Below are 22,148 nucleotides of genomic sequence, written 5' to 3'. Positions count from 1 at the left end.
TCGGCCGCGTCCTTGGGCAGACATTCATCGACGGGGGGATGACATGCAGGCAGTGCCGATAGCTCATCCGGCGGAACAGCCCGCGATCGCGTCGATACCTTCGCTCTCCGGCTATCCGGCCGCCGTGCTGTGCTGGCTTCTGTCGGCCGGCGTCTATATCGCGGCCAAATGGGTGGCGCCGGAAATGCCGCCCTGGGGGCTCTGCTTCTGGCGGCTTGCGCTCGCCTGCGCCATCTTGCTGCCGATCGTGCACCGGCACCATGGCGCGATGCTGGCGCTTCTGAAATCCCGGCCGCTGGAGATCGTCGCCGTGGGCGCGATTGGGCTCACGTTCTGCCAGGGCATGATCTATCGCGGCCTCGCCGACACAGACGCGACCACGGCCGGCATCATCATGGCGCTGTCTCCGGTCATGACGATGGTCCTCGCGCGTTTCGTGCTCGGCGAGCCGCTGGGGTTGTGGCAGGCGCTCGGCGCGCTGGCGGCGCTCGCCGGCATGCTGGTGATCGTCGCGCATGGCGACCTGACGGCGCTGGTGCAGCTCGAGTTCAACCTCGGCGAATTGTGGATCGTCGGCAGCGCCTTCTGCTGGGCGCTCTACACCGTGCTGGTGCGCCGGTCCAAATTCGGCATCGAATTGCTGCCGCTGGTCGTGCTCCTGCTCGGCGCCGGCGCGCTGGTCGCCCTGCCTTTCCATCTGTGGGAACTGTTCAACGACGAACGCTCCGCCTTGAACCTTCATGGCTGGCTCGCGCTCGCCTATCTGGCCGGCCCCGGCGGCGCCTTGATGTACTATCTCTACAACCGCAGCGTCGAGACGCTCGGCGCCAGCCGGGCGAGCATGCTGCTCTACCTGCAGACGCTGTTCGTCGCCATCCTCGCCTATCTGCTGCTCGGCGAGAGCCTGCACGACTACGACCTGCTCGGCGCCGCCTTCATTGTCGTGGGCATCGTGCTCGCCACGGCAGTCAAGCCCAAGCCGAACCCTGCTCGCGTCGCTTAGGCCGCGGTTCTCCGACAGCGGCGCGGGGGGCTTATGCCGAGGGTCGTTCATCCCCGATGCTTCCGTCCGATGTCCATCTGGGCTTGAACGACACCGCCCGCAGCCCAGCGTCCCGAACCCGATCGACGAACGCATCATTGACGAACACCGGCGACGCCCGCATCGGCAGCTTGAATACCTCGGCGGTACGGACCTTGTCCGCGGCGAACGCGTAGCGCTGGATCGCGAGGACCCGCAACGACGATCAAAATATTCGGAGAAATCCAGTGCCGCTTTTGATAAATGCGTCGACCAGCGCTCGAGGATAGTGTCCTCGCGGAATAAGCGCCGGATAAAACATGTGACGGTCCCGGAAACCAATGGCCAAGAAGTTTGCGTTTCTCCTGGTGCGCGACTTCACCTTGTCGCCGCTGTCGCTTTTCATCGACACGCTGCGCCTGGCTGGCGATGAGGGCGATCGCAGCCGCAGGGTGGAGTTCGACTGGCAGATCGTCGGCGAGCGCGGCCTGCCGATCAGGGCGAGCTGCGGCGTCGAATTGCTGCCGACTAGGGCGGTCGGCAATCCGGAGGATTTCGACAACGTCGTCGTGGTCGGCGGCCTGCTCGACACCAACCGCAATCTGAGCGCCGAAAAGGAGGCCTTCCTTTTGCGGGCAGCCGAAAAGGGCGTGCCCATAACCGCGCTGTGCACGGGAAGCTTCGTGCTGGCCCGCTACGGCTTGCTGGACGGCTACAGCGCCGCCGTCAGCTGGTTCCACATCAAGGATTTTCGCGCCCAGTTCCCCGACGTGAACGCGCATGCGGACAGTTTGTTTTCCGTCGACCGCGGTCGCGCGACATGCGCCGGCGGCACGGGCGCGGCGGACCTCGCCGGCTATTTCGTGTCGCAGTTCATCGGCCAGAAGGCGGCAGAGAAGGCCGCCAAGATCCTGGTGCTGGATCGCATCCGCAACATCACGGACGTGCAGCCCGTGGGCGACCTGTTTCCCGAGGCCGCGAGCCGCGCGGTCAAGCGGGCCTTGCTCTTGATGGAAAGCAACCTCCAGGAGAAGGTGTCGGTCACCGAGATCGCCAGCCGCCTGAATTGCTCGCGGCGCCAGCTCGAGCGTCTTTTCGCGACCGAACTGGGCACCAGCCCGATGGCCGCCTATCTGGCGCTGCGGGTGCATTACGCCAAGTCGCTGCTGGAAGGCAGCGACTTGGCAGTCGGGGACATCGCCTACAGATGCGGCTTCGAAAATGCCGGGCATTTCAGCCGGGTGTTCCGCCAGCACACCGGCATCACGCCGACCCATGTCAGGCATCCCAACCGCTTGGCTGCTCAAGCGGCGAAATGATGCTTCTGCAAGCGACGCGACGCGCGGCGTCCCAGGGTGTGTCGAGATTCAGGTCAGGCCGGCGTCACCTGAATATCAACACGCCCTACGAGATCCGCTGTCCGCTCTCGTCGAGCAGAACGCAGCCGCCCGGATCGAAGCCGACCTCGATCGTCTCGCCCTCGCGGACAATGCGGCCATTGATCGCCGCATTGGCCCGCACGGTAGTCTTGCCGCCAATGTCGATCTCGTAGATGGCGCTGCCGCCGAGATAGGAGGTCGACACGACGCGGCCGGACAGCCGGTTGGCGCCTGCGCCAACCGACAGCGTCTGCGGCCGGACCACGACGGTGACCTTGCTGCCGGGCACCAGCAGCCTGGGCGACGTCACGTCGACCGTCTGGCCGGCGGCAAGCGTGACAGCCGTCGTGCGATCGGATTTGCTGACGGTGCCGGCAAGCATGTTGGCCTTGCCGAGGAAATCGGCGACGAAGGCGGTGGCGGGCGTCTCATAGACTTCTTCCGGCGTGCCGATCTGTTCCACCGAACCGGCGTTCATCACCACGATGCGGTCCGACATGGAGAGCGCTTCTTCCTGGTCGTGCGTGACGAAGATGGCGGTGATGCCGGTCGCCTTCTGGATCTTCTTGATCTCGACGCGCATCTCCTCGCGCATGTTGGCGTCGAGCGCCGACAGCGGCTCGTCGAGCAAGAGCACCTGCGGCTCGAAGACGATGGCCCGTGCCAGCGCGATGCGCTGCTGCTGGCCGCCCGACAATTGCGAGGGCAGCTTCTTCTCGCTGCCCGGCAGCCGCACCATGTCGAGCGCCTGGCCCACCTTGCGCGCGATTTCCGGCTTCGGCACGTTGCGGTATTTCAGGCCGAAGGCGACATTGTCGAACACGGTCTTGTGCGGGAACAGCGCGTAGCTCTGGAACACCAGCCCGATATTGCGCTTGTAGATCGGCACGTCGTCAACGCGTCGCCCGCCGATCATGATCTGGCCGCCCGAAATGTCGACCAGCCCGGCGATGGAGCGCAGGATGGTCGTCTTGCCGCAGCCCGACGGCCCGAGCAGCGTGACGAAGCTGCCTTTGCGGATCGACAGCGAGAAATCGCGCACCGCGACGAACTTGCCATAGGCGATGTCGATGTCGCGGAACTCGACCGCCGGCTTGTCCGCGCCCGTACCGGAAGCCGTGCTGGGGGAGGGTGCCCCGGCCGAGGCCGGCCGGGGACTGGTTGACGCTTCGCTTCTGTCAGGCACCTTTCGCGATCCTGTCCCACTGCTTGGTCCAGGCGTCCTCGTTGGTCGCCCAGTAGACCGGATCGGCGAAGGTCAGCGCCTTCATCGAGCCGGTCTTGTCGAAGGCCGGCAGCTTCTCGATCTTCTCGGTGAGCTTGACCTTGGTCGGGTCGAGCGAGGGCGGATAGCTCTGGCCCTCGGCAACCGCGATCGAGGTCGCCGGATCGAGCATGAAGTTGATCAGTTCCTCGCACTCGGCCATCGGCGAGCCTTTCAGGATCAGCATGTCCTCCATCCAGGCGTAGGAGCCGGCCGGATCGAGATAGCCGATCGGATGGCCCTGATCCTGCAGCGCGGCAACGCGGCCCGACCAGGCATCGGTCACCACGATCTCGCCCTTGGAGAGCAGGTCCATCAGCTCCGCGCCGGAGCTCCAGAACTTCTTGGCGAGGTCGCGCGTCTCGCGCACCTTGGCCCAGATCGTGTCCATGTCCTTGATGTTGTTGGGGTCCTGCCCGGTGGCCAGGGCCGCGTACCAGACGCGCGTGGTCATGTCGGCATAGCCGCCGACCTTGCCGGCATATTTCTTGTCGAGCAGCAGGGCAGCACCCTTCTCCTTCGCCTCCTCCGGCGAGATCACCTTGGTGTTGTAGGCGATGCCGGTGGTGCCGTAGTCGTAAGGCACGGCAGAGAGTTTTGGCGTCAGCTTGCGGAACGGCTCGATCATCGGCTGCAGCACATTCGCCATGTTGGGAATGTTGGCTTCGTTGATCTCCGAGTTCATGCCGGCGTTGATGTATTTGATGTAGTAGTTGACGCCGGACGAATGCACGATCTGGAAGTCGCCGGGCTTCGCCGTCTTGATCTTGGTGATGATCTCGTTCTCGTCGCCGAACGTGCCCTGGACCACCTTGATCTTGGTCTTGGCCGTGTAGGGCTGGAAGGCGTATTTGTCGATCGCGTCCTGCACCGTCCCGCCCCAGCCGTCGAAGCGGACCTGTTCGACCGCGGCGAGCGCCCGGCTCATCCACGGCATGGAGAGGCCCGCCGAAGCCGCGGCGGCGGCGGTCAGGCTCAGGAAAGTGCGGCGGCTGAGATCGCCGTTGACATATCTATCGTGCAGCCGTTCCAGCCGCTTGGTGGTGGATAGTTTCATCGTGCTTCCTCCTTTGGTTCGCCGCGTCTTTTCAATCTGCTCAGGCTTTGCATCAGCACGCCGCCGATCAGCGGGATGCCGACGGTCACCAGGATCATGACCGTGCCGAGCGCGTTGATCTCGGGGCTGATCGAGATTTTCAGCATCGACAGTATCTGCGTCGGCATCGTCTCGATCCCCGCCGGCCGCCAGAACAGGCTGGCCGAGGTGTTGTCGAACGAGATGGTGAAGGCGAGCAGCGCGCCCGCCACGACCGCCGGGATGAGCAGCGGCAGCGTGATCTCGCGGAAGGACGAGAAGCGCGAGGCGCCGAGCGAAAGCGCCGCCTCCTCAAAGACGCGCCGGATGCCGACCATGCGCGCCTGGGTGATCAGCACCACGTAGGGCACGGCAAGCAGGATGTGGCCGAGCACCAGGAGCAGCAACGTCCGCGGCTGGTCGACCGCCTTGATCAGCACCAGCAGGCCGACGCCCAGGATGGTTTCCGGCACCAGCGCCGGCAGGATCACCAGCGTGCTCAGCATCTGCTTGCCGGGGAAGTCGAAGCGCACCAGCGCGAACGAGGTGACGACGCCGATCGCCGTGGTGGCGACCGCCGTGACCAAGGCGATCCACAGCGAGGTGCGGAACGCGGCCAGCACCGCCTCGTTGGCCATCAGCTTGCCGTACCATTGCAGGGAAAAGCCGGTCATCGGGAAGCCGCCGAACATCGAGGCGTTGAACGATAGGATCACGGTTGCCGCGATCGGCGCGAACATGAAGATGTAGACGCACAAGGTGACGAAGCCGGTCAGCCGCCAGGCCCATTTGCCTTCCTGGTTCGGCCGTGCCGCTTTCATCCGCCCAATCCCCGTCATCCTCCAAGGCCTTTCACGATCTGCGACATGCCCATGTAGCGGGTGTAGATGGCGGCGAAGAAGCCGAGCACGACGAACAGCACGATGGAAAGCGTGGCGCCCATCGGCCAGTTCAGCTCGCCCATGATGGTGTCGTAGATCAGATTGCCGAACAGCGCGTCGCGCCCCGATCCCAGAAGCTGCGGCGTCACGTAGCTGCCGGCGGCCAGCACGAAGCAGAGCAGCAGGCCTGCCGCTAGGCCTGGCAGGGAGAGCGGCAGCGTGACCTCGCGGAACGCCTGCGCGCTGGTGCAGCCCATCGAGCGGGCCGCCGAAATCAGCGTGCGGTCGATGCTTTCCAGGCTGACATAGACGTTGAGGATCATGTAGGGCAGCAGGAAGTGCAGCAGCCCCATGATCACCGCCCCCTCGGTGTAGAGCATCGGCAGCGGCTCGCTGATGATGCCCATTTTCATGAGCGCGACGTTGATGACGCCCTGTTCGCCCAGGATGTTGATCCAGGAAAAGGTGCGGATGGTGAAGCTGATCCAGAACGGCACGATCAGCAGAAGCAAAAGCAGCCACTTGTGCTTGAAGCTGGTGGCCCAGATGAAATAGGCCGGAAAATAACCGAGCACGCCGCAGAGCAGGGCGGTGATGGCGCCGACCCTCAGCGTCTTCAAGAGGAAGCCGTGATAGTAGCTGTCGGTGAGGAATTCGTGCCAGTTGGCGCTCGTGAGCTGGCTGGTCTCCACGCCGGCGGTGACGAAGGTGAAGAAGGTGTAGGCCGCCATCACTGCGATCGGCAGCACCAGGAAGAAGATCAGCAGCAACAGCACCGGCGCGATCAGCATCCAGGCCAGCCGTGGATCATACAAGGTCCATCGATTTTTCATGCACACCCGAAGGTCCGCGCTTTCTTCGAAGCGCTTCTTGTTCCCGCAGTGAAGATTGTTTCATTGCCGCCGCCATGTCCACAGGCGGCGGTCCAAATTCCATTCTGCCAGACCGGTGCTCGCGATTGCGCCAAAGGCAGTGCAGGGGAGCTGAGGGCGGTCGTGCCGCCAGCGGCTCGCCCTGGCAAATCAGGCCCGTCCAGGAACGGCGAGCGGGGTGACCGCCCTTACCTCAGCCCTATGCTCATGCCGCTGAGATCGGCGTTGACCTGCAGGCCCACCTGCCGGCCCGTGAGTTGGAGTTCGGCGCCCTTGTCGTTGGTCATGACGATGACCTGGGCTCCCCTGCCGAGCGCGCCGCCGCCGCCTGCCGCGCCGTACACCCCCGTTACGTCCCGGGCGCGGCGAATATGGCGCACGGTGCCTTGGAAATAGGTCTTGGAGGCGCCGAAGGCGAGGCCGCCCGAGATGCCGCCGATCGAGATGGGATAGCGGCGACCATGGAAGGTCAGCGTGCCTTCGCCGCCGGCGCCGCCGATGAAGAAGGCAGCCTTGTAGACGGAGAAGCGGATCGAACCGGTGTCGGCGTGCGCGGCACTGGCAAAGCTAATTCCTGCGGCCGCGATGACCGCAACCGCGACTGAACGAAATCTGGACATGATGAGACTCCTCGAGATCGCCGCTTGCCCAACCGGCGGGCACGTCGGCGTCAGCTATAGCTGAACAGTCTCGCACGTCTTTGGTTCCAGGGCTCGCGAGCCGCGGGGTACGCTTGTCTGCTACCGCTCCGCGAACGCCCGCGCGAAGGAATCCATCATCGGCCGGGCGAGATACTGGAAGAAGGTCCGGTCGCCGGTGCTGATGAAGGCTTCGACCGGCGTCCCGGGATAAAGCTGCTCGGCCTTCACGCCGGGCGGCAGGGTATCGGCGATCTTCAGCTTGGCGCGGAAATAGGGTTCGTGCGTGACCTGGTCGACCAGCCGGTCGGCGGAGATCTGCGTGACCGTTGCCGACACTTCGGGCGTCAGGCGCATGTTCAGCGCCGAAAGTCTGAGTTTCGCCAGCTGGCCGACGCGCACTTGGTCGACGTCCTTCGGCCGCAGCTTGGCATCGACGTTGAGGCCAGATGCGGTGGGCAGGATCTCCATGATCTTCTCGCCGGGGGCGATCACGCTGCCTTTCGAATTATAGGTCGACGACACTACGATGCCCGCCGCCGGCGCCTTGATCGTCGTGCGCCGAAGCACCGCCTCGGCCGCCCGCATCTGTTCCCCGATGTCGGCGAGGTTGGTGCGGACCTCATCGAGCTTGCCCAGTGCCTCTTCTACCCGTTGCGTGGTCAGGCGCTCGACCTGCACCTGGGCTTCGACGATCTGGCTGTTGGCCGCGGCGAGGTTTGCCTCCAGCGCGCCGGCCTGCCCGACGAGATCGGCCTCCGAGCGCAAAAGCTGGGAGTACTCGGTGCGGTTGGTGAGCCCCTTGTCCAAGAGGCCGGTCTTGATGCCGAGCTCCTTCTTCACCACTTCGGACTGCTGCTCGATGGCGAGCTTCTGGGCATTCAGGCCGACGACCGACTCGCGATGCATGGCGATCCGCTGCGCCATGATCGACTGTTCAGAGCGGAAGCGGGCAAGCCTGGCGTCGAACTCCTTCTGCTGCTCGCGGATGAGATTCTGGAAGTCCTGCTGGAACGGCGCCGGTGCCGCGTCGGTGATCGGCGCCAGCCTGTCCAGCCCGTCGCGTTCGGCCTCCAGCCGCGCCGCGCTCGCCTTGAGCGCGATCGACTGCCTGGTCAGCCGGTTGAGGTCCGCCTGCGCCGCCGTCCGGTCGAGGAGGATCAGGTCCTGGCCTTGCTCCACGCGGTCCCCTTCATGGACGAGCAGTTGCTGGATGATGCCGCCCTCTGGCTGCTGGATGAGGATATTGCCGCCGGTCGCCGAGATCGTGCCCTGCGTGATCACCGCGCCGGACAGCGGCGCGCTTGCTCCCCAATAGCCGAAGCAGCCGACGAAGAGTGCGACTGCGGCATATCCGGCGAAGGCCACGCGCCGGAAGTCGGTGCGTGGCCGGCTGTCCCAGGCGAGGCTCTCAATCGTCATCGTCTACGATCCCAGCCGGACGCCGTGCGCGCGGATCGTCGGGGCGAACGAGCCCGTCACCACCGTGCCCTGCTGCGCGGCGGCGGTCTTGCCGGCGCCTTTGTCGGCAATTGACTGCCGCAGCACCTCGGCGCTCGGGCCGAAGGCTTCGATGACGCCGCCGCGCAAAAGCATCACGCGGTTGCAGGCGGCGGCGATCGAAGGGCGATGCGTGATGACGATGGTCGTGACGCCTGCGATCCGCGCGGCGGCAAGCACCGTTTCGAGCGCCGCTTCGCCGCTGCCGTCGAGATGGGTGCTGGGCTCGTCGAGCACCAGGATGCGCGGATTGCCGTAGAAGGCGCGCGCCAGCCCGATCCGCTGGCGCTCGCCGCCCGACAGCGTTCTGTCCGACGGGCCGACCTTGGTCTGGTAGCCGTCGCGCAGCGCCAGGATCACCTCATGCGCCTGGGCACGCCGTGCCGCCTCGATGATCGCGGCGTCATCCGCCTGCGCGTCGAAGCGGGCGACGTTTTCGCCGATCGATCCGGGGAAAAGCTCCACCTCCTGCGCGAGATAGCCGATGTATTTTCCGAGCTGGTCTTCGTCCCAGGTTCGGAGATCGGCGCTGTCGATCCTGACCGCGCCGCCGGTCGGCTGGGCAGCGCCGACAAGCAGCCGCGCCAAAGTGGATTTGCCGGCGCCGCTCGGGCCGACGATCGCCACCGCCTCGCCGGCGCCGATCTGGAAGTTCAGCCGCTTGAGGATCGGCTCGGTGCCGGGCCGAGCATTCGGCGCCATGAAGAAGACGTCCTGCACGGCGATCGCGCCGGACGGATCGGGCAGGGTCAGTTTCCGCACTTCGGCCGGATGCGCCGCAAGCGCCGTATCCAGCCGCTTCCAGGCTCGCCTGGCCTCGACGATCTGCCGCCAGGCGCCGATCAGCTGGTCGAGCGGCTGCATCGCGCGCGACGACACCAGCGAGGAGGCGAAGATCATTCCGGCCGTCATCTGCCCCTCGAGCACCAGCCACGCGCCGGCGCCGAGGATCGCGAGCTGCAGCATCATGCGCAGCGCCCTGGAAGTGCCGCTGAAGATCGCATTGGCGCTCGCTGAGCGGTCGTGCAGGACGAGCGCATCGCCGACATGCCGTCCCCAGACCCGCGCGGCGTTCCCGACCATGCCCATGGCGCGCAGCGTTTCGGCGTTGCGGGCAAAGACCTGTTCCGCTTGGGCAGCCAATGCCGAACGTTCCGCGGACAAGGCATCGTTCCTGCCGATGGCAAGCTGGTTTGCGACGACCAGCGCGACGAGCAGCACGGTGCCGGCGAGCGTCACCCAGAACAGGACCGGATGGATGAGGTAGAGCAGAGCGAGGAAGACGGGCGCGAAGGGCAGGTCGAACAGCACCGCCACGCCGCGCGAGCGGATGAAGGCGCAGACCGAGGCGAGGTCGTGCAGCGGCGACAGGCCGCCGGCTTGTTTGGCGGCAAGCGAAAGGGCGAACGTTTTGGCGCCCAGCTTACGGTCGACGGTCGCAGCGACGCGCTGCGTGTAGACGGCGCGCACCGCGTCGAGGAAGCCGAGGAAGGCGAGCGCCAGAACCGCGATGAGCGAGAGGTAAAGGAGCGTCTCGACGCTCGAGGACGGCAGCACGCGGTCATAGACCTGCAGCAGGTAGAGTGGGATCACCAGCAGCAGGATGTTGATCAGCAACGAGAAGACGCCGACATCGGTGACGGCGCGCAGGAAGACCGGCCGCAGGCTCGACGGTCCAGTCATTCGCCCATTCCCCGCTGCTGCATGATCCCGGGACCTTATGAGTGGCCCCCGAACTCGGAACCGCCGTGCGTGCTGACGGCGATACTGTGCGTGGCTACGCTCTGCGTGGTGGTGCTGCTGCTGGCGACGCTCAGCGCGGTCGCCGGCGCGCTGTCCAGCGTGTAGGCGTGGATGTAGTCGATCTTCATCTGAGCCGGCGTCGCCAGATGGTCCGGCGGCGCGCCGGCCTGACCGCCGACCGCGAGATCGACCAGCATGTACATCGGCTTGTTCATGTCGGACGGCGTCGCCGCCTCCGCGACCTGCACGCCGTCATAGGTCCACACCAGCTTGTCCGGCGTCCACAGCAGGCCATAGGTGTGGAAACCTGCGGTATCCATGACATTCACCGTGGACCCGACCGTGGTGTGCGTCCCGGTCTGAAGCGTATGCGCGGTCATCAGCAGTGAATTCGGGCTCTGGCCGTACATCTCCACGACGTCCAGCTCCGGCGGCCACGAGCCGTCCTCGGGCAGCAGCCAGAAGGCCGGCCAGGCGCCGGCGTTCTCCGGCAGATCGGCGCGCATTTCGAAATAGCCGTAGGTCTGCGAGAAGGTGTCGTGCGTGGTCAGGATGCCGGAGGTGTATTCGTAATTGTTAATCAGCGGCTTGATATCCGCCGGCGCCTGCGCCGCGGTGATGGTGAGAACGCCGTTGTTGACGCTGAACGGATGGACCGAGCTCGTCGGCGCGTAATTGGCGTCGATATACCACTGCAGCTCGTTGTTCCGGGTGAGCGTGCTGCCATTCGGCGCGCCCCACCAGAAGTTGGTGTCCCAGGTGCCGCCTTGGCTGTTGTGCAGGTTCAGCGTGTTGAACTCGTCGCTGAAGGACAGCGTCATTCCGGACTTGTCGATCGGCAGCTCGAACTGGCTGGGCAGGAATTTGTCGACGGTGGTGTCCTTGAACTCGAGGATCTCGCCCGATCCGAGGTTCAGGATCACGTTCGATCCCGCCTGGACCATGTTCGAGTGAATGGCATCGAAGGAAGTGAACCCATAGCCATCGAGGCGGACGGTGTCGGTCGCGGCAAAATTGGCGATCAGGTCGCTTCCATTGCCCTTTGCGATGATGAAGGTGTCGTAACCGCCGCCGCCGTCGATCAGCACGTCATTGCCCTTGCCGCCGTCCAGCGTCTGATGGCCGGCCTTGGCGGTGATGATGTTGTCCAGGTCGTTTCCGAAGGCGAAGTTCTTGGCGTTGGTGACGATGAGGTTCTCGACATTGGCGGGGAGCTTGTAGCTCATCCATGTGCTGATCGTGTCGATGCCTGCCCCATAGCCCTCGGCCACCTTGTTGCCCGCGGCATAGAGGTAATAGATGTCATCGCCATAGCTGCCATGCATGGTGACGTTGACGCCGGAGGCTCCATAGAAGGTGTCATTGCCGGAGGTGCCCCACAAATCCGGCCCGGACCCTGATGCCGAGAACCAATGGGTGGACGTGCCGCTATAGGCAAGAGGAACGCCTACCGCGTTGACGATGGTGGTCATAGTCCGAACCCTCCGTGGAGCGTCATCTCACTTGAACCGGCCGATGCGCGTTTTCGACCGATCGCTGTGGATCAACTTGTAATTCAGGTTATCGTTCCAAGGATTCGTCCTATAGTACAGACAAAAAATACATTTCAGCGATCAATTCTTTAAGCAGGATAGAATAAGGGAGTTCTAATGCAATCTAAGCGCGAGCCTTAGTAAATTTTACTCAATATTGCAAGAAACCCCTGCCGAAAGATTGGGCAGGCCGGCGCGGATGAATGCATTTATCGCGGCTCGGCGGTCTCATCCGAGCGACGGTTCGAATGAGCGGAGGGAGTCACCCTCTTGGGAAGAGGGCGCAAACAGCCGGTGTCAGCGGCCATGAAGCATCCTTGGCCGATGGTGTCCTCGTAACACTTCTCGGAGAAGCCGGGATGACTCTGCCGCAGCTTGCGGGCGGCCTCAGCACGCGTAGATCGCCCTGATAGTAGATCGTCGCCGACTTGGTAGGCATCCTGCAAAAGAGCCCTTGCCTTGCGGCATGCTTCGCTGATTTCGCCCCAGGAGTAACGGTGCCTCAGGATATCTAAATCTATCGGAGGCGGATGAGGAAGCGGGCCGAACCGCCGATGGAAATCATTGTAAGAAACAACTGCAAACGCAGCATCCAGAAGGTGGGCGACAATCGCCTCTCCAGCAATCCTGGCTCGCTCAGCGCTTCGAAGCTGTTCGACCCTCTCATCCATTTGGCCTCTCCAGGGCCGCATTTGAAATCAAACGGGCAATTGCGAACGGAGGCAAGGCTCCATTCAAGCGCTCAATACCCCCGCATCAATCCGCCGTCGACGCGGATGTTCTCGCCGGTGATGTAGGCCGCGCCGTCGGAAGCGAGGAAGGAAATCGTCGCCGCCACTTCCTCCGATGTGCCGTAGCGCTTCATCGGCACGCTCTGGCGGCGCTCTTCCACGGCGGGCAGGCTGTCGATCCAGCCGGGCAGCACGTTGTTTATGCGGATGTTGTCGGGCGCATAGGTGTCGGCGAAGATCTTGGTGAAGGCGGCGAGCCCGGCGCGCGCCACCGCCGAGGTCGGGAAGGCGACGCTCGGCTCGAACGCCCAGGCGGTCGAGATGTTGATGATGGCGCCCGACTTCTGTTTTTGCATCACCGGCGTCACCAGCCGGGTCGGGCGCACGACGTTGAGGAAATAGGTGTCGATGCCCTTGTGCCAGTCCTCGTCGCTGATCTCGATGATCTGCGCGCGCGGCCCGTGCCCGGCGCTGTTGACCAGGACGTCGATGCGGCCCCAGCGTTCGAGCGCGCCGTCGGTAAGACGCCTCAAATCCTCCTTCGACTGGTTGGAGCCGGTGACGCCGAAGCCACCGAGTTCGTTGCCCAGCGCCTCGCCCTTGCCGGAGGAGGACAGCACGCCGACCTTGAAGCCATCCGCCGCCAGCCGCTTCGCCGCCGCCGCCCCCATGCCGCTGCCGCCCGCCGTCACCAGAGCTACTTTGTCCGCCATCTCTCTATCCATTCGTTGAGGCGGGGAGGCCGCCTGTTGATGAAGGCGCCCCTGTTAGCATGGAGCCGGGAAAGCACGAACCGGTTTGGATTGCGCCAAGGGCGGAGCGCGTTATCTCCCCCCTTGAGGGGGAGATGGCCGCAAAGCGGCCAGAGGGGGTCGCCGCGCGTGAAGCGCCAGCGTCTTCTTGAAGTTGCAGGACAGGCTGGCGCTCTACGTGAGACGACCCCCTCTGTCGCCTTCGGCGACATCTCCCCCACAAGGGGGGAGATTAGCAGTTCCACCCCTCACACCTTGAAGGCACTCATCAGCGTCTTCGACACCACCGCGCACCGGCCGGGCTTCACCGCGCCTGCTTCCAGCGGCACGCCCTTGCCGGCGACCACCGCCGGCTCGTACCAGGCGCGCAGGGCCTGGTCGCTGGCGCAATAGCCCCAGTTGACGAGGTCGACCGTTTCCTTGGCCCCGAGGAAATGCAGCGAGGTGCCGATATCGGCGGGCGCAGTAGCCGCACTCCGCACGAAGGTCGGTTCGGTCGCGTCCGGCTTGCTGGCGATAGACCAGTAGACGCCGCGGGTGGCCGCGTTCTCGAGCCTTGTGCGATCGTTGGGCGAGGCCTTTTCGTCGGCGTCCTTCGCCGCCTGGAAACGGGCGCTGAGATCGCGCCGCCTGAGCGAGCGGACCTGGTTGTCGGTGGTGTCGAGCACGCGCTTCAACTGCGAGAACCAGTTCCAGTAGCCGCGTCTGGATTCGCTCCACGGCGCGCCGGCGTCGCTGACCAAAAGCCAGCGGCAGCGTTTTAGCGCCGGCTCGATGCCGTGATTGTCGTAGACGCCGCCATCGGTGAGCACGGCGCGGCGCGCCTTGCCGATCCGCGGTCCTACCGTGGGGTCCAGCTTCTTGTCTTTCCATTGGGATGGAACGAGGCCCAGTCTCAGCGGCGACAGGAACGGCGGAAAGGCCGAGGACGCCGCGATCGCCGTCGCGACCGGAAGATCGGCATCCTCGGCCATGCCGATCCGGTAGTCGGCGATGTATCGGTTCGACATGCGAAACAGCGAGCCGGTGCCGAGATTGCTGGAGCAGAATACGAACCATGGACGGTCGACCAGGCTCTTCAGCATCGGCCTCGAGCCATCGAACAGATGCCGCTCGTAGCAGGCGGCAACTTCGTGTGCCGCGCTGGAAAACGGATTGAGGATGCCCTTGAGGGTCGAGGGGAAATCGAGGAAGACTTCCGAGAAGGCGAGGATCTTGTTGAGATAGACGTCGAAATTGGCCGCGACACCGTCGTCGCCGACGCCCAGCCTCGGCCACATGACGGCGAGCAGGCCGGCGGCGATCGATCCTCCGGAGACCGAGCTCACCATGTCGAGCTTGCCGAGCAGCCCGGCCTCGCTGAGCCGCGCGAGCACGCCGGCATGGAAGAGCATGGCGCGGTAGCCGCCGCCCGAGAGGCAGAGGCCGAGGCCCTGGCGGGTTGCCGTCTCCCCGTTCGCGGATAAGACCTCGACCGTATCCGGGCCCATTGTAGTCCCCCCTGCCTCCCCGCCGTCCGGCGAGCTTATGCGAACCAGTCGACGGTCACCTTGGTGCCCGAGCGCCGGCGCCCGTCCGGCGTGTCGTAGGCGACGAGCATACCCGGCCGGCCATCGAGCGCAAACGGGCAGAGGCCGAAGGTGCCGAAATTTCATTAGGGAACTGTGAAATAGATCACATGTTGTTGTCTTGAAAATCTGCGAGCATAATAAACCAAAGTATTACATACCGAAATGAGGTTGAATTAGGCGCTTTGGCCGTTTGCCGGCGAAATAGTTGTATGTTCGAAGAGAGCGCAAGGTAAGTAGAGAAGTATCGTTTGCTTGCCGTCGGAGGGGTGAGGCATGGGGAAGCTGATCAAGGCGCGTGCTTGGTGCAACGGCGAGGTCGCCTATCTGTCGTGGCAGGCCGACGGGCCGATCGCCGATTGCGTTGGTTTCATGATAACGCGCGTACATGAGACGGGTCCGGACGCCGGGCAGCGCCGAATACTGCCCACGTGGATCGGTTTTACCGACCAATCCAATCCGGATTGGCTGGACCAGGACAGCTCGGTCTGGCCGATCCAGCAATATGAATGGCGCGACCTGACGCTGCGGCGTTCGCGCGACACGGCCAAGGTGCGCCCCATCGACTTCAGGGTCCACTACGAGATCACGCCCGTGGGCCTGGCGGGCCCGGGGCGCCCTGCGCTTCCGGCGTCGCCGACCGCGCCCTTTCTCGACGACAAGGGCAAACCTCGTTATCAGGGGCCGCAGCATCCATTGGCCAAGGTCGGTGATCCCATCGACACGCTGTCAATCGACGTCACGCATGACTACGCCGGCGTGCGTGCCACCTACACGAACGGCATACTGTCCACCCAAAATCTCCTGCAGCAGCTGGAGGCGGTCCAGGGAAACAAGCCCAAGAACGTTGCCGCCGGCCCGACCACCAAGATCACGCCCGGCCTGTTGAAGACGCTGCTGAAGCACATCCCGATCAAGGACGACGAGATCAGAACCTTTCTCACCGCCGATGTGCTGGGGTTCCTCCTGTCGATGATCGATCGCGCCGAAAAGAAAAGGGGCGCCGAACTCTACATGGCTCTTTATGAGTTGCATGATCCGGAACTCATCGAGCGCCTGACGAAGCTGACCAAGGCAGGCAAGGCACATGTTATCCTGTCGACGGCGGGCTCCACTGACCCGAACCCGCCGAAGACGCCGCCCGAGCAGAAGCAGCCTGTCGTCTGGGATACCGAGAACCATGCGGCGCGCGCCGGCCTGCACGGGGCCTCGGCCGCCAATGTGCAGGACAGGCTCTTCAACAACACGGCGCATATCGGTCACAACAAATTCGCCGTCTATGTGGAGAACGGCGTTGCGAAATCCGTCCTGACCGGCAGCACGAACTGGACCGAAACCGGCCTGTGCACGCAGTCCAACAACGCCATCATCATCGACGACAAGCAGGTAGCCGCACAATATCTGGCCTATTGGAAGCGCCTGCTCGAAGATCCGCAACCGGCCGGCCAGGAGCTCACCATCACCTACAAGAAAAAGCCGCTGACGGGCTTCGAAAAGAACAACGGCGTGCAGGGAGCCGCGCTCCGCGCGGCGAACGCAACGCCCGCCAAACCAGCTACTCTCGCCGGCGGCGCCAGCGTAGAAGTCCTGTTCTCGCCGAACACCAAGGCGAAGACGAAGAACGCCGATTCACCGACGCCCGTCGATCTCAGCCGGGTCTATTCGCTGATGGAGCACGCCAACCACGCGATCCTGTTCCTGGCTTTCCTGCCCGGCTACAACGGCGTCCAGAACATCATCGGTGAGGCGGCGAAGCTTGCCGCCGAGCGCCCGGAACTCCTGGTCCAGGGGGCGGTGAGCGACCCGAAGGCCCTGCCGCCGCGGGCCAGGGCCGGCGAGCCCACAACCTACACAGCGCCCGATGGAACGACGAAGAAACTGCCGCAGCCGGCCGTCTGGTGGCCGGGAGGCGATGCCAGCCGCATCGCGGTCATCCGCGCCGCCGCTGTCACAATGCAGACCGGGGACTTGCGGCCGGAGCTGCTATCGGCCGGCCATGCCATCATCCATGACAAGATCATCGTCATAGATCCGCTGGACGCCGAGCGCTGCACGGTGATCACCGGCAGCCACAACTTCGGCTACAAGGCCTCCTACCAGAACGACGAGAACCTGCTTGTCATTCGTGGCAACCAGCCGCTTGCGATCGCCTATGCGGTCCATGTCCTGGATGTCTACGATCACTATCTGATGCGGGCGAAACTCTCGGACAGGCTGCGCAAGTCGTTGCTTGAGACGGGAAAGCCGCCGGTCGCCAATTCGGGCGGGTTCCTGAGGACCACCGCCGATTGGCAGGCGCGCTGGTTCAAACCGAATCCGATCCCGACCAGCCGCGACTATTTTCTGTCGTAAGGGGTAGTGAGCGACGGCGGCGGAGCGCAATCTCCCCCAAACAAGATGTACACATTTCCAAGCGGCTGGTCTTTGGCGATAGCGTGCATGGCGGCTTGGCGCATGCATTGTCTAATGTAGCGCTGCTCGACCCCCACTCCGTCTCGGCTTCGCCGAGCCACCTCTCCCCCGATCGACGGGGTAGAGGAAAGGCGCCAAGCTTCTTGCCGTCAACGCTCGTCCAGCAAGGCTCCCTTCCTTTCCCTCCGGAGGGGGGAAAGGTGGCGCTGCGAAGCAGCGACGGATTGGGGGAACCACGTGGCAATCAAGCCTCAGGTCGATCAGTCACGCCAGTCACAGAAGATGTGTACACAGCGTAGCCAAACAAGGGGGAGATTAGGCGCTCCGCCGCTTTATGCTTCAATGTCAAAATCGGCGCCGACCGCTCGCGATCGGCCTCTACTGATTGATCTCTGGCTCGACGAGCCTTGCCAGGTTCTTGAGCGATTCCTGCCAGCCGAGATAGCAGGCTTCGGCCGGAATGGCGTCCGGAATGCCGGCCTGGGTGATCTCCATCTCCGTGCCGACCGAGACCTTCTTCAGGCTCACGGTCACCTGCATCTCGCCGGGCAGGTTGGGATCGTCGAACTTGTCCGTGTAGCGCACGAGCTCGCCCGGGACGAGCTCGACATAGTCGCCGCCGAAGGAATGGCTCTCGCCCGTGGTGAAGTTGCGGAAGGACATTTTGAAATTGCCGCCGACCTTCCCCTCGAAATGATGGACGGTGCAGGTGAAGCCGTTCGGCGGAAGCCATTTCGCCAGCGCGTCCGCCTCGACGAAGGCGCGATAGACTTTCTCGGGCTTGGTAGCGAGGACGCGATGCAGGCGGACAGTGCTGGGCATATCGTTTCTCCTGTTGATTGCCGGTCTATGCTCCTATGACGAACGAGGCTTGGCCAGCCCGACATCGATGGAGAAGATTTTTGAAAGCGGTCGAGGACTTTGCATCTCTTCATCCGGCAGTTCGCATAAAGAAGAGCGGCGACATCGCCATCGAGGAGGACCTGCATGGTGGAGCTTGATGACGGCCGCGCCCGGCTGGTCTTGGCGCCGGAAAACGGCGCGGCGATCGCCCGCTACGACGCGCTGGTCATCGGCAGCGCGCCGGTCGCGCTGCTCAAGCCAGGCGATGGCGCCGGCGCGTCCGGCTGCCAGCTCCTGGTGCCGTGGTCGAACCGCATTTCCGGCGGCGGCTTCACCTTCGACGGCCGCTTCCATGCCGTCCCGCCGAACGTGCCGGGCGAAGCCTTTCCGATCCACGGCGACGGTTTCCAGAAACCGTGGCGGCTTGCGCGCCGCACCGACACCGAGGCGGAGCTGGTGCTCGAAGACGGCGCGATCGGACCTTATCGTTATGCCGCATCGGTCGCCTATGCGCTGCGCGATGGGTCACTCGAGGCCAAGCTCACGGTGGAGAACCGCGCCGGCATGCGCTTGCCTTACGGTCTCGGCTTCCATCCCTGGTTCCCACGTGGCGACACGACGCTGCTGCAGGCAAGGGCCAGGCGCGTCTGGCTTGAGGACGAGCGCCATTTGCCTGTCGGCGTCGTGCCGGTGAGCGAGCGTCCGGACTGGGATTTCGAGCGCCCCATTCCGCTGCCGCTGGAGTGGGTGAACAACGCTTTCGACGGCTGGGACCGCCGCGCCTCGATCACGCAGCTCGAGGATGGGATCAAGATTGCGCTGAGCGCCTCGCCGGAGCTTGCCGTCTACATCCTCTATTCGCCGTCAGCTGATGCCGGCTTCTTCTGCTTCGAACCGGTCTCGCACCTGGTCGACGCGCATCACGGCGAAGGGCTGACGGCGCTGGACGATGGGGAGACGATGAGCGCCGGCATGATATTGGACTGGCAGATTGCGGAGACTGACTGAGCGCTGGCGGCGGAGCGTAATCTGCCCCTTGAGGGGATGGGCGCCGTCGGCGAAGGCGTAATTCTGGAAGCATTGGAGATTGGCGAAAGCGCCTAAGCTGCTGATCTCCCCCAAGTGGGGAGATGTCCGGCAGGACAGAGGCGTGCCAACCCTTCCTTCGTCCTAGGGCGGAGCAAGGAGCGAAGCGACGCGCGCAGACCCTAGGATCCATGCCGTGACGTTGGCCATAGAATGCAACGGTGCAGAATGGTCGCTTGCAGCAGTGCCAGCTAACATCGATCCATGACCGGTTACGTCTACATGACCGCAAGCCAGAAGGGCGGCACGATCTATATCGGTGTCACCAATGATCTCGGACGTCGCATGCCCGAGCATAAGACCGGTCAGGGCTCGCGCTTCACCAGCCGCTACGGCGTGCAACGTCTGGTCTGGTATGAGGAACACTCGACATCGCTGACGCCATCCAGCGCGAGAAGTCGCTGAAGCGCTGGCCACGCCAATGGAAGGTGGAACTGATCGAGAAGAACAATCCGGAATGGTTTGAACTCTTTCGCGGAGCCGGATGGTGAGGGTTCTGCACCGTTGTGGCGCCCGCAGGTCACGGCATGGATCCTAGGGTCTGCGCGCGTCGCTTCGCTCCTTGCTCCGCCCTAGGATGACGAAGACGATGGGCGGCGCTCCTAAGCCCTCTGTCCTGCCGGACATCTCCCCCACAAGGGGGGAGATTGGACGTCACGTCAGCCTTCGCCAATCTCCAACATTGCAACGCCAGACGCGGGAGCAGCGCTCCTCACAGCTCCTTCTCCGCCAGTTCCCTGAATTCATCCGGCACCGAGCGTGCTGCTTCCAGCGCCGCGGCGCCGTAGCCGACAGCCTCCTTGCCGAAGCGCTGGCGGATTTTGTCGACGGCGCGGTCGGCGCCGAAGCGGGCGAGTCCCCGCCGGCTTCCGGGCTTCAGCTTCTCGTCCGCCAGGCCGAGCGGCAGTTCGAGCTGCAGCGCGGCACTTTCTTCCAGATGCGAGACCGAGATCGCGAGCAGCGAGATCTCCTTCTCGTGTCGGTTGGCGGCGAGCACGCCGCGCACCAGTTCCTCGGCGATTTCGGCGAGCATCGTCGTGGCCTGGATCGGCTGTTCCAGCGTCACCGAGCGGGTGACCGCGCGCAGGTCGGCGAAGCGCACGCGCACCGTCACCGTGCGGCCCGGCCGGTCCTTGGCGCGCAGGCGGCTGGCGACGCGGTCGGCGAGATGCAAGAGCGTCGGCACGAAGACGCGCGGCAGCGCGGGCTTGCGGCCAAGCGCCGACTGCGCGCCGGCGGAATGGGCGCGGCGATGCGTCTCCAGCCGGCGCGGGTCGCGGTTCCAGGCAAGCGCCGCAAGCTTCTGGCCGGCGGCATGGCCGATCAGCCGCTCCAGCGCGCCGCCATGGGTGCGCGCCAGTTGGCCGATGGTCTCGACGCCGATCTCGGCGAGCCTGGCCTTGGTCGCCGGGCCGACGCCCCACATCAGCGACACCGGCAGATCGTGCAGGAAGGCGAGTTCGGTGCCGGGCTCGACCACCACCAGCCCATCGGGCTTCGCCACCTGCGACGCGATCTTGGCGAGATGATTCGTCCGCGCCACGCCGATCGAGATCGGCAGGCCGAGCTCGGCCTTCACGCGGCTGCGGATTCTTCTGGCAATCTCCTCCGCGGAGCCGAACAGGTGCGTGCAGCCGGCCACATCGGCAAAGGCCTCGTCGATCGAGATGCGCTCGACCAGCGGCGTGAAATCGTCGAGCACCTTGATCGCGGCGTCGCCGAGGCGCTGGTATTCGCTGAAGCGGCCGCCGACGAAGATCAGCTGCGGGCAAAGCTCGCGCGCCTTGCGGCCGGGCATGCCGCCGCGCACGCCAAAAACCTTCGCCTCATAGGAGGCGGCCAGCACCACGCCGCCGCCGACCGCGATCGGCTTGCCGCGCAGCGACGGATCGAGCAGCTGCTCGACCGAGGCGTAGAAGGCGTCGAGGTCGGCATGCAGGATGGTGGCGGCTGAAGCGACGTTCGTGGCGGGCATCGCGCTCCGTCCCCATTTGTGCGGCGTTGCAGCATTAGCAGCGTCTATCGTAAGGGAGATTTGGCGAACATAAAGAGAACAAAAGGCGCCTTGTGTCAACCCGCCACGCTGAAATCTGCAACCTTGCACAGTATCGCACAACCGGAGCGTTTGCTGGCGGCGATCTCTGGCCCGAAGTCGCCCCGCGGCGCCCCTGCGACGGTTCCTTTCTGTTCTCCCCATGTTCGAAATAGAAGCCGCTTCTAATATGAGTTTGTTCACGGCCTTTTGGATTAGGGTGCTTGGCGGAAAGAGGTAGGAACTTCCGCTACGGTTTTTGGATGATCCGCCTGCGCATATACTCTTTACGCGCGAGCATGGCCCCATGCTGCAAAATTGGCAGCGGCTGGTGGGCTTTTGCTGGCAAATCTCGGCGGTGCGCGGCGCTTGAGGCGCGCCCCTTTAAAGCAATTCCGGGAAAGGTGTGAGCGGCTTTCCGCCCGGAATTGCGTCAAAACAAAGAGTCAAAGCAATTCCAGGAAAGGTGTGAGCGGCTTTCCGTCCGGAATTGCGTCAAAACAAAGAGATAGAGCGCTTCGCCGTTTCCGTGAAACGGTGAAGCTCTAGCGGCCCGACAGTCCGTTGGGGTGGGTAGGGTCACCGACCGCCGGGCCTAACCGACTGGTGCGAGTCGGCTAGGTACATCGTAATATTAGCGACCCTGCATCCAAACCCTGGCCGCACGTTTTCCCCTGTTTCTGGCCGACCGCCTTTCTGTCGCGTTCCAGGATGAGCTCGCTGGCTTGAGGAGCTTGGGTCTCGCCCGGCGAGTTTCTTGAATATGACGTCGGCACGGCCCTTGCCGAACAAAAAAGACCCGACTTGCAGGCCATGCCG

General features: G+C 64.1%; 18 protein-coding genes and 1 pseudogene. 5 read left to right on the top strand and 14 right to left on the bottom strand.

Going from position 1 to position 22,148, the window contains the following annotated elements; all coding sequences use genetic code 11:
- Positions 1 to 43: 43 nt before the first annotated feature.
- Positions 44 to 1,003: a DMT family transporter gene (locus QAZ22_RS25000; RefSeq protein WP_278203394.1), complete on the top strand. Its 960-nt coding sequence runs from the start codon at positions 44 to 46 to the stop codon at positions 1,001 to 1,003.
- Between the two features lie 31 nt (positions 1,004 to 1,034).
- Here QAZ22_RS25000 and QAZ22_RS32225 read toward each other — a convergent pair whose 3' ends face one another.
- Positions 1,035 to 1,241, bottom strand: coding sequence for a DUF1629 domain-containing protein (locus QAZ22_RS32225; RefSeq protein WP_347566922.1), 207 nt, complete (start codon positions 1,239 to 1,241; stop codon positions 1,035 to 1,037).
- A 121-nt stretch (positions 1,242 to 1,362) separates the two neighbouring features.
- On the opposite strand from QAZ22_RS32225, the gene QAZ22_RS24995 reads away from it, so the two are divergent.
- On the top strand, positions 1,363 to 2,340 hold the full coding sequence (locus QAZ22_RS24995; RefSeq protein ID WP_278203393.1) for a GlxA family transcriptional regulator: 978 nt from the start codon (positions 1,363 to 1,365) through the stop codon (positions 2,338 to 2,340).
- 85 nt (positions 2,341 to 2,425) lie between these two features.
- On the opposite strand, the gene QAZ22_RS24990 is transcribed toward QAZ22_RS24995, so the two are convergent.
- The 11 genes from QAZ22_RS24990 to QAZ22_RS24940 all read right to left on the bottom strand — a co-directional run bounded on the left by QAZ22_RS24990 (position 2,426) and on the right by QAZ22_RS24940 (position 14,878).
- Positions 2,426 to 3,586 carry an ABC transporter ATP-binding protein gene (locus tag QAZ22_RS24990; RefSeq protein ID WP_278203392.1) on the bottom strand — a complete coding sequence of 387 codons (1,161 nt, stop codon included), beginning with the start codon at positions 3,584 to 3,586 and terminating at the stop codon, positions 2,426 to 2,428.
- Positions 3,579 to 4,721: an extracellular solute-binding protein gene (locus QAZ22_RS24985; RefSeq protein WP_278076749.1), complete on the bottom strand. Its 1,143-nt coding sequence runs from the start codon at positions 4,719 to 4,721 to the stop codon at positions 3,579 to 3,581. The genes QAZ22_RS24990 and QAZ22_RS24985 overlap by 8 nt, the downstream gene beginning before the upstream one ends.
- A complete protein-coding gene (locus QAZ22_RS24980) occupies positions 4,718 to 5,560 on the bottom strand; it encodes an ABC transporter permease (RefSeq protein ID WP_278203391.1) in 843 nt (280 codons plus the stop codon). The genes QAZ22_RS24985 and QAZ22_RS24980 overlap by 4 nt, the downstream gene beginning before the upstream one ends.
- Positions 5,561 to 5,574: 14 nt before the next feature.
- Positions 5,575 to 6,453, bottom strand: coding sequence for an ABC transporter permease (locus QAZ22_RS24975; RefSeq protein WP_278203390.1), 879 nt, complete (start codon positions 6,451 to 6,453; stop codon positions 5,575 to 5,577).
- Positions 6,454 to 6,680: 227 nt separating this feature from the next.
- A complete protein-coding gene (locus QAZ22_RS24970; protein ID WP_278203389.1) occupies positions 6,681 to 7,112 on the bottom strand; it encodes a hypothetical protein in 432 nt (143 codons plus the stop codon).
- A 120-nt stretch (positions 7,113 to 7,232) separates the two neighbouring features.
- Complete coding sequence (locus tag QAZ22_RS24965) at positions 7,233 to 8,552, bottom strand: HlyD family type I secretion periplasmic adaptor subunit (protein ID WP_278203388.1); 1,320 nt, start codon at positions 8,550 to 8,552, stop codon at positions 7,233 to 7,235.
- Positions 8,553 to 8,555: 3 nt separating this feature from the next.
- Complete coding sequence (locus QAZ22_RS24960; RefSeq protein ID WP_278203387.1) at positions 8,556 to 10,313, bottom strand: type I secretion system permease/ATPase; 1,758 nt, start codon at positions 10,311 to 10,313, stop codon at positions 8,556 to 8,558.
- Between the two features lie 35 nt (positions 10,314 to 10,348).
- Positions 10,349 to 11,845 carry a family 16 glycosylhydrolase gene (locus QAZ22_RS24955; RefSeq protein WP_278203386.1) on the bottom strand — a complete coding sequence of 499 codons (1,497 nt, stop codon included), beginning with the start codon at positions 11,843 to 11,845 and terminating at the stop codon, positions 10,349 to 10,351.
- A gap of 269 nt (positions 11,846 to 12,114) precedes the next feature.
- A complete protein-coding gene (locus tag QAZ22_RS24950) occupies positions 12,115 to 12,576 on the bottom strand; it encodes a hypothetical protein (protein WP_278203385.1) in 462 nt (153 codons plus the stop codon).
- Positions 12,577 to 12,647: 71 nt separating this feature from the next.
- On the bottom strand, positions 12,648 to 13,349 hold the full coding sequence (locus tag QAZ22_RS24945; protein ID WP_278203384.1) for an SDR family oxidoreductase: 702 nt from the start codon (positions 13,347 to 13,349) through the stop codon (positions 12,648 to 12,650).
- A gap of 287 nt (positions 13,350 to 13,636) precedes the next feature.
- The gene (locus QAZ22_RS24940; protein ID WP_278203383.1) at positions 13,637 to 14,878 is read right to left on the bottom strand and encodes a patatin-like phospholipase family protein; all 1,242 of its coding nucleotides are present in this window, start codon (positions 14,876 to 14,878) and stop codon (positions 13,637 to 13,639) included.
- Positions 14,879 to 15,232: 354 nt separating this feature from the next.
- Between QAZ22_RS24940 and QAZ22_RS24935 the strand changes: the two genes are divergently transcribed.
- Positions 15,233 to 17,308 (top strand): phospholipase D-like domain-containing protein, encoded by a 2,076-nt coding sequence (locus QAZ22_RS24935; RefSeq protein WP_278203382.1) that lies wholly within the window; start codon positions 15,233 to 15,235, stop codon positions 17,306 to 17,308.
- 438 nt (positions 17,309 to 17,746) lie between these two features.
- Here QAZ22_RS24935 and QAZ22_RS24930 read toward each other — a convergent pair whose 3' ends face one another.
- On the bottom strand, positions 17,747 to 18,190 hold the full coding sequence (locus QAZ22_RS24930) for an SRPBCC family protein (protein ID WP_278203381.1): 444 nt from the start codon (positions 18,188 to 18,190) through the stop codon (positions 17,747 to 17,749).
- 165 nt (positions 18,191 to 18,355) lie between these two features.
- Between QAZ22_RS24930 and QAZ22_RS24925 the strand changes: the two genes are divergently transcribed.
- Positions 18,356 to 19,219 carry an aldose 1-epimerase gene (locus QAZ22_RS24925; RefSeq protein WP_278203380.1) on the top strand — a complete coding sequence of 288 codons (864 nt, stop codon included), beginning with the start codon at positions 18,356 to 18,358 and terminating at the stop codon, positions 19,217 to 19,219.
- A gap of 282 nt (positions 19,220 to 19,501) precedes the next feature.
- Positions 19,502 to 19,788, top strand: a pseudogene (locus tag QAZ22_RS24920) (GIY-YIG nuclease family protein).
- A gap of 221 nt (positions 19,789 to 20,009) precedes the next feature.
- Here the strand turns inward: QAZ22_RS24920 and dinB are convergent.
- Entirely contained in the window at positions 20,010 to 21,272 is a 1,263-nt protein-coding gene (gene dinB, locus QAZ22_RS24915; protein ID WP_278203379.1) for a DNA polymerase IV, read from the bottom strand.
- Positions 21,273 to 22,148 lie beyond the last annotated feature (876 nt).

The organism is Mesorhizobium sp. WSM4906 (assembly GCF_029674625.1).
GTDB lineage: Bacteria > Pseudomonadota > Alphaproteobacteria > Rhizobiales > Rhizobiaceae > Mesorhizobium.
Note: the sequence above shows the minus strand (reverse complement) of the source record. Positions and strands in the feature narration are given on the sequence as shown.

Excerpts from the sequence above, each read along its gene's own strand:
- QAZ22_RS25000 (WP_278203394.1), top strand. The coding sequence starts at position 44 with ATGCAGGCAGTGCCGATAGCTCATCCGGCGGAACAGCCCGCGATCGCG.
- QAZ22_RS24995 (WP_278203393.1), top strand. The coding sequence starts at position 1,363 with ATGGCCAAGAAGTTTGCGTTTCTCCTGGTGCGCGACTTCACCTTGTCG.
- QAZ22_RS24985 (WP_278076749.1), bottom strand. The coding sequence starts at position 4,721 with ATGAAACTATCCACCACCAAGCGGCTGGAACGGCTGCACGATAGATAT.
- QAZ22_RS24980 (WP_278203391.1), bottom strand. The coding sequence starts at position 5,560 with ATGAAAGCGGCACGGCCGAACCAGGAAGGCAAATGGGCCTGGCGGCTG.
- QAZ22_RS24975 (WP_278203390.1), bottom strand. The coding sequence starts at position 6,453 with ATGAAAAATCGATGGACCTTGTATGATCCACGGCTGGCCTGGATGCTG.
- QAZ22_RS24970 (WP_278203389.1), bottom strand. The coding sequence starts at position 7,112 with ATGTCCAGATTTCGTTCAGTCGCGGTTGCGGTCATCGCGGCCGCAGGA.
- QAZ22_RS24965 (WP_278203388.1), bottom strand. The coding sequence starts at position 8,552 with ATGACGATTGAGAGCCTCGCCTGGGACAGCCGGCCACGCACCGACTTC.
- QAZ22_RS24960 (WP_278203387.1), bottom strand. The coding sequence starts at position 10,313 with ATGACTGGACCGTCGAGCCTGCGGCCGGTCTTCCTGCGCGCCGTCACC.
- QAZ22_RS24955 (WP_278203386.1), bottom strand. The coding sequence starts at position 11,845 with ATGACCACCATCGTCAACGCGGTAGGCGTTCCTCTTGCCTATAGCGGC.
- QAZ22_RS24950 (WP_278203385.1), bottom strand. The coding sequence starts at position 12,576 with ATGGATGAGAGGGTCGAACAGCTTCGAAGCGCTGAGCGAGCCAGGATT.
- QAZ22_RS24945 (WP_278203384.1), bottom strand. The coding sequence starts at position 13,349 with ATGGCGGACAAAGTAGCTCTGGTGACGGCGGGCGGCAGCGGCATGGGG.
- QAZ22_RS24940 (WP_278203383.1), bottom strand. The coding sequence starts at position 14,878 with ATGGGCCCGGATACGGTCGAGGTCTTATCCGCGAACGGGGAGACGGCA.
- QAZ22_RS24935 (WP_278203382.1), top strand. The coding sequence starts at position 15,233 with ATGGGGAAGCTGATCAAGGCGCGTGCTTGGTGCAACGGCGAGGTCGCC.
- QAZ22_RS24930 (WP_278203381.1), bottom strand. The coding sequence starts at position 18,190 with ATGCCCAGCACTGTCCGCCTGCATCGCGTCCTCGCTACCAAGCCCGAG.
- QAZ22_RS24925 (WP_278203380.1), top strand. The coding sequence starts at position 18,356 with ATGGTGGAGCTTGATGACGGCCGCGCCCGGCTGGTCTTGGCGCCGGAA.
- dinB (WP_278203379.1), bottom strand. The coding sequence starts at position 21,272 with ATGCCCGCCACGAACGTCGCTTCAGCCGCCACCATCCTGCATGCCGAC.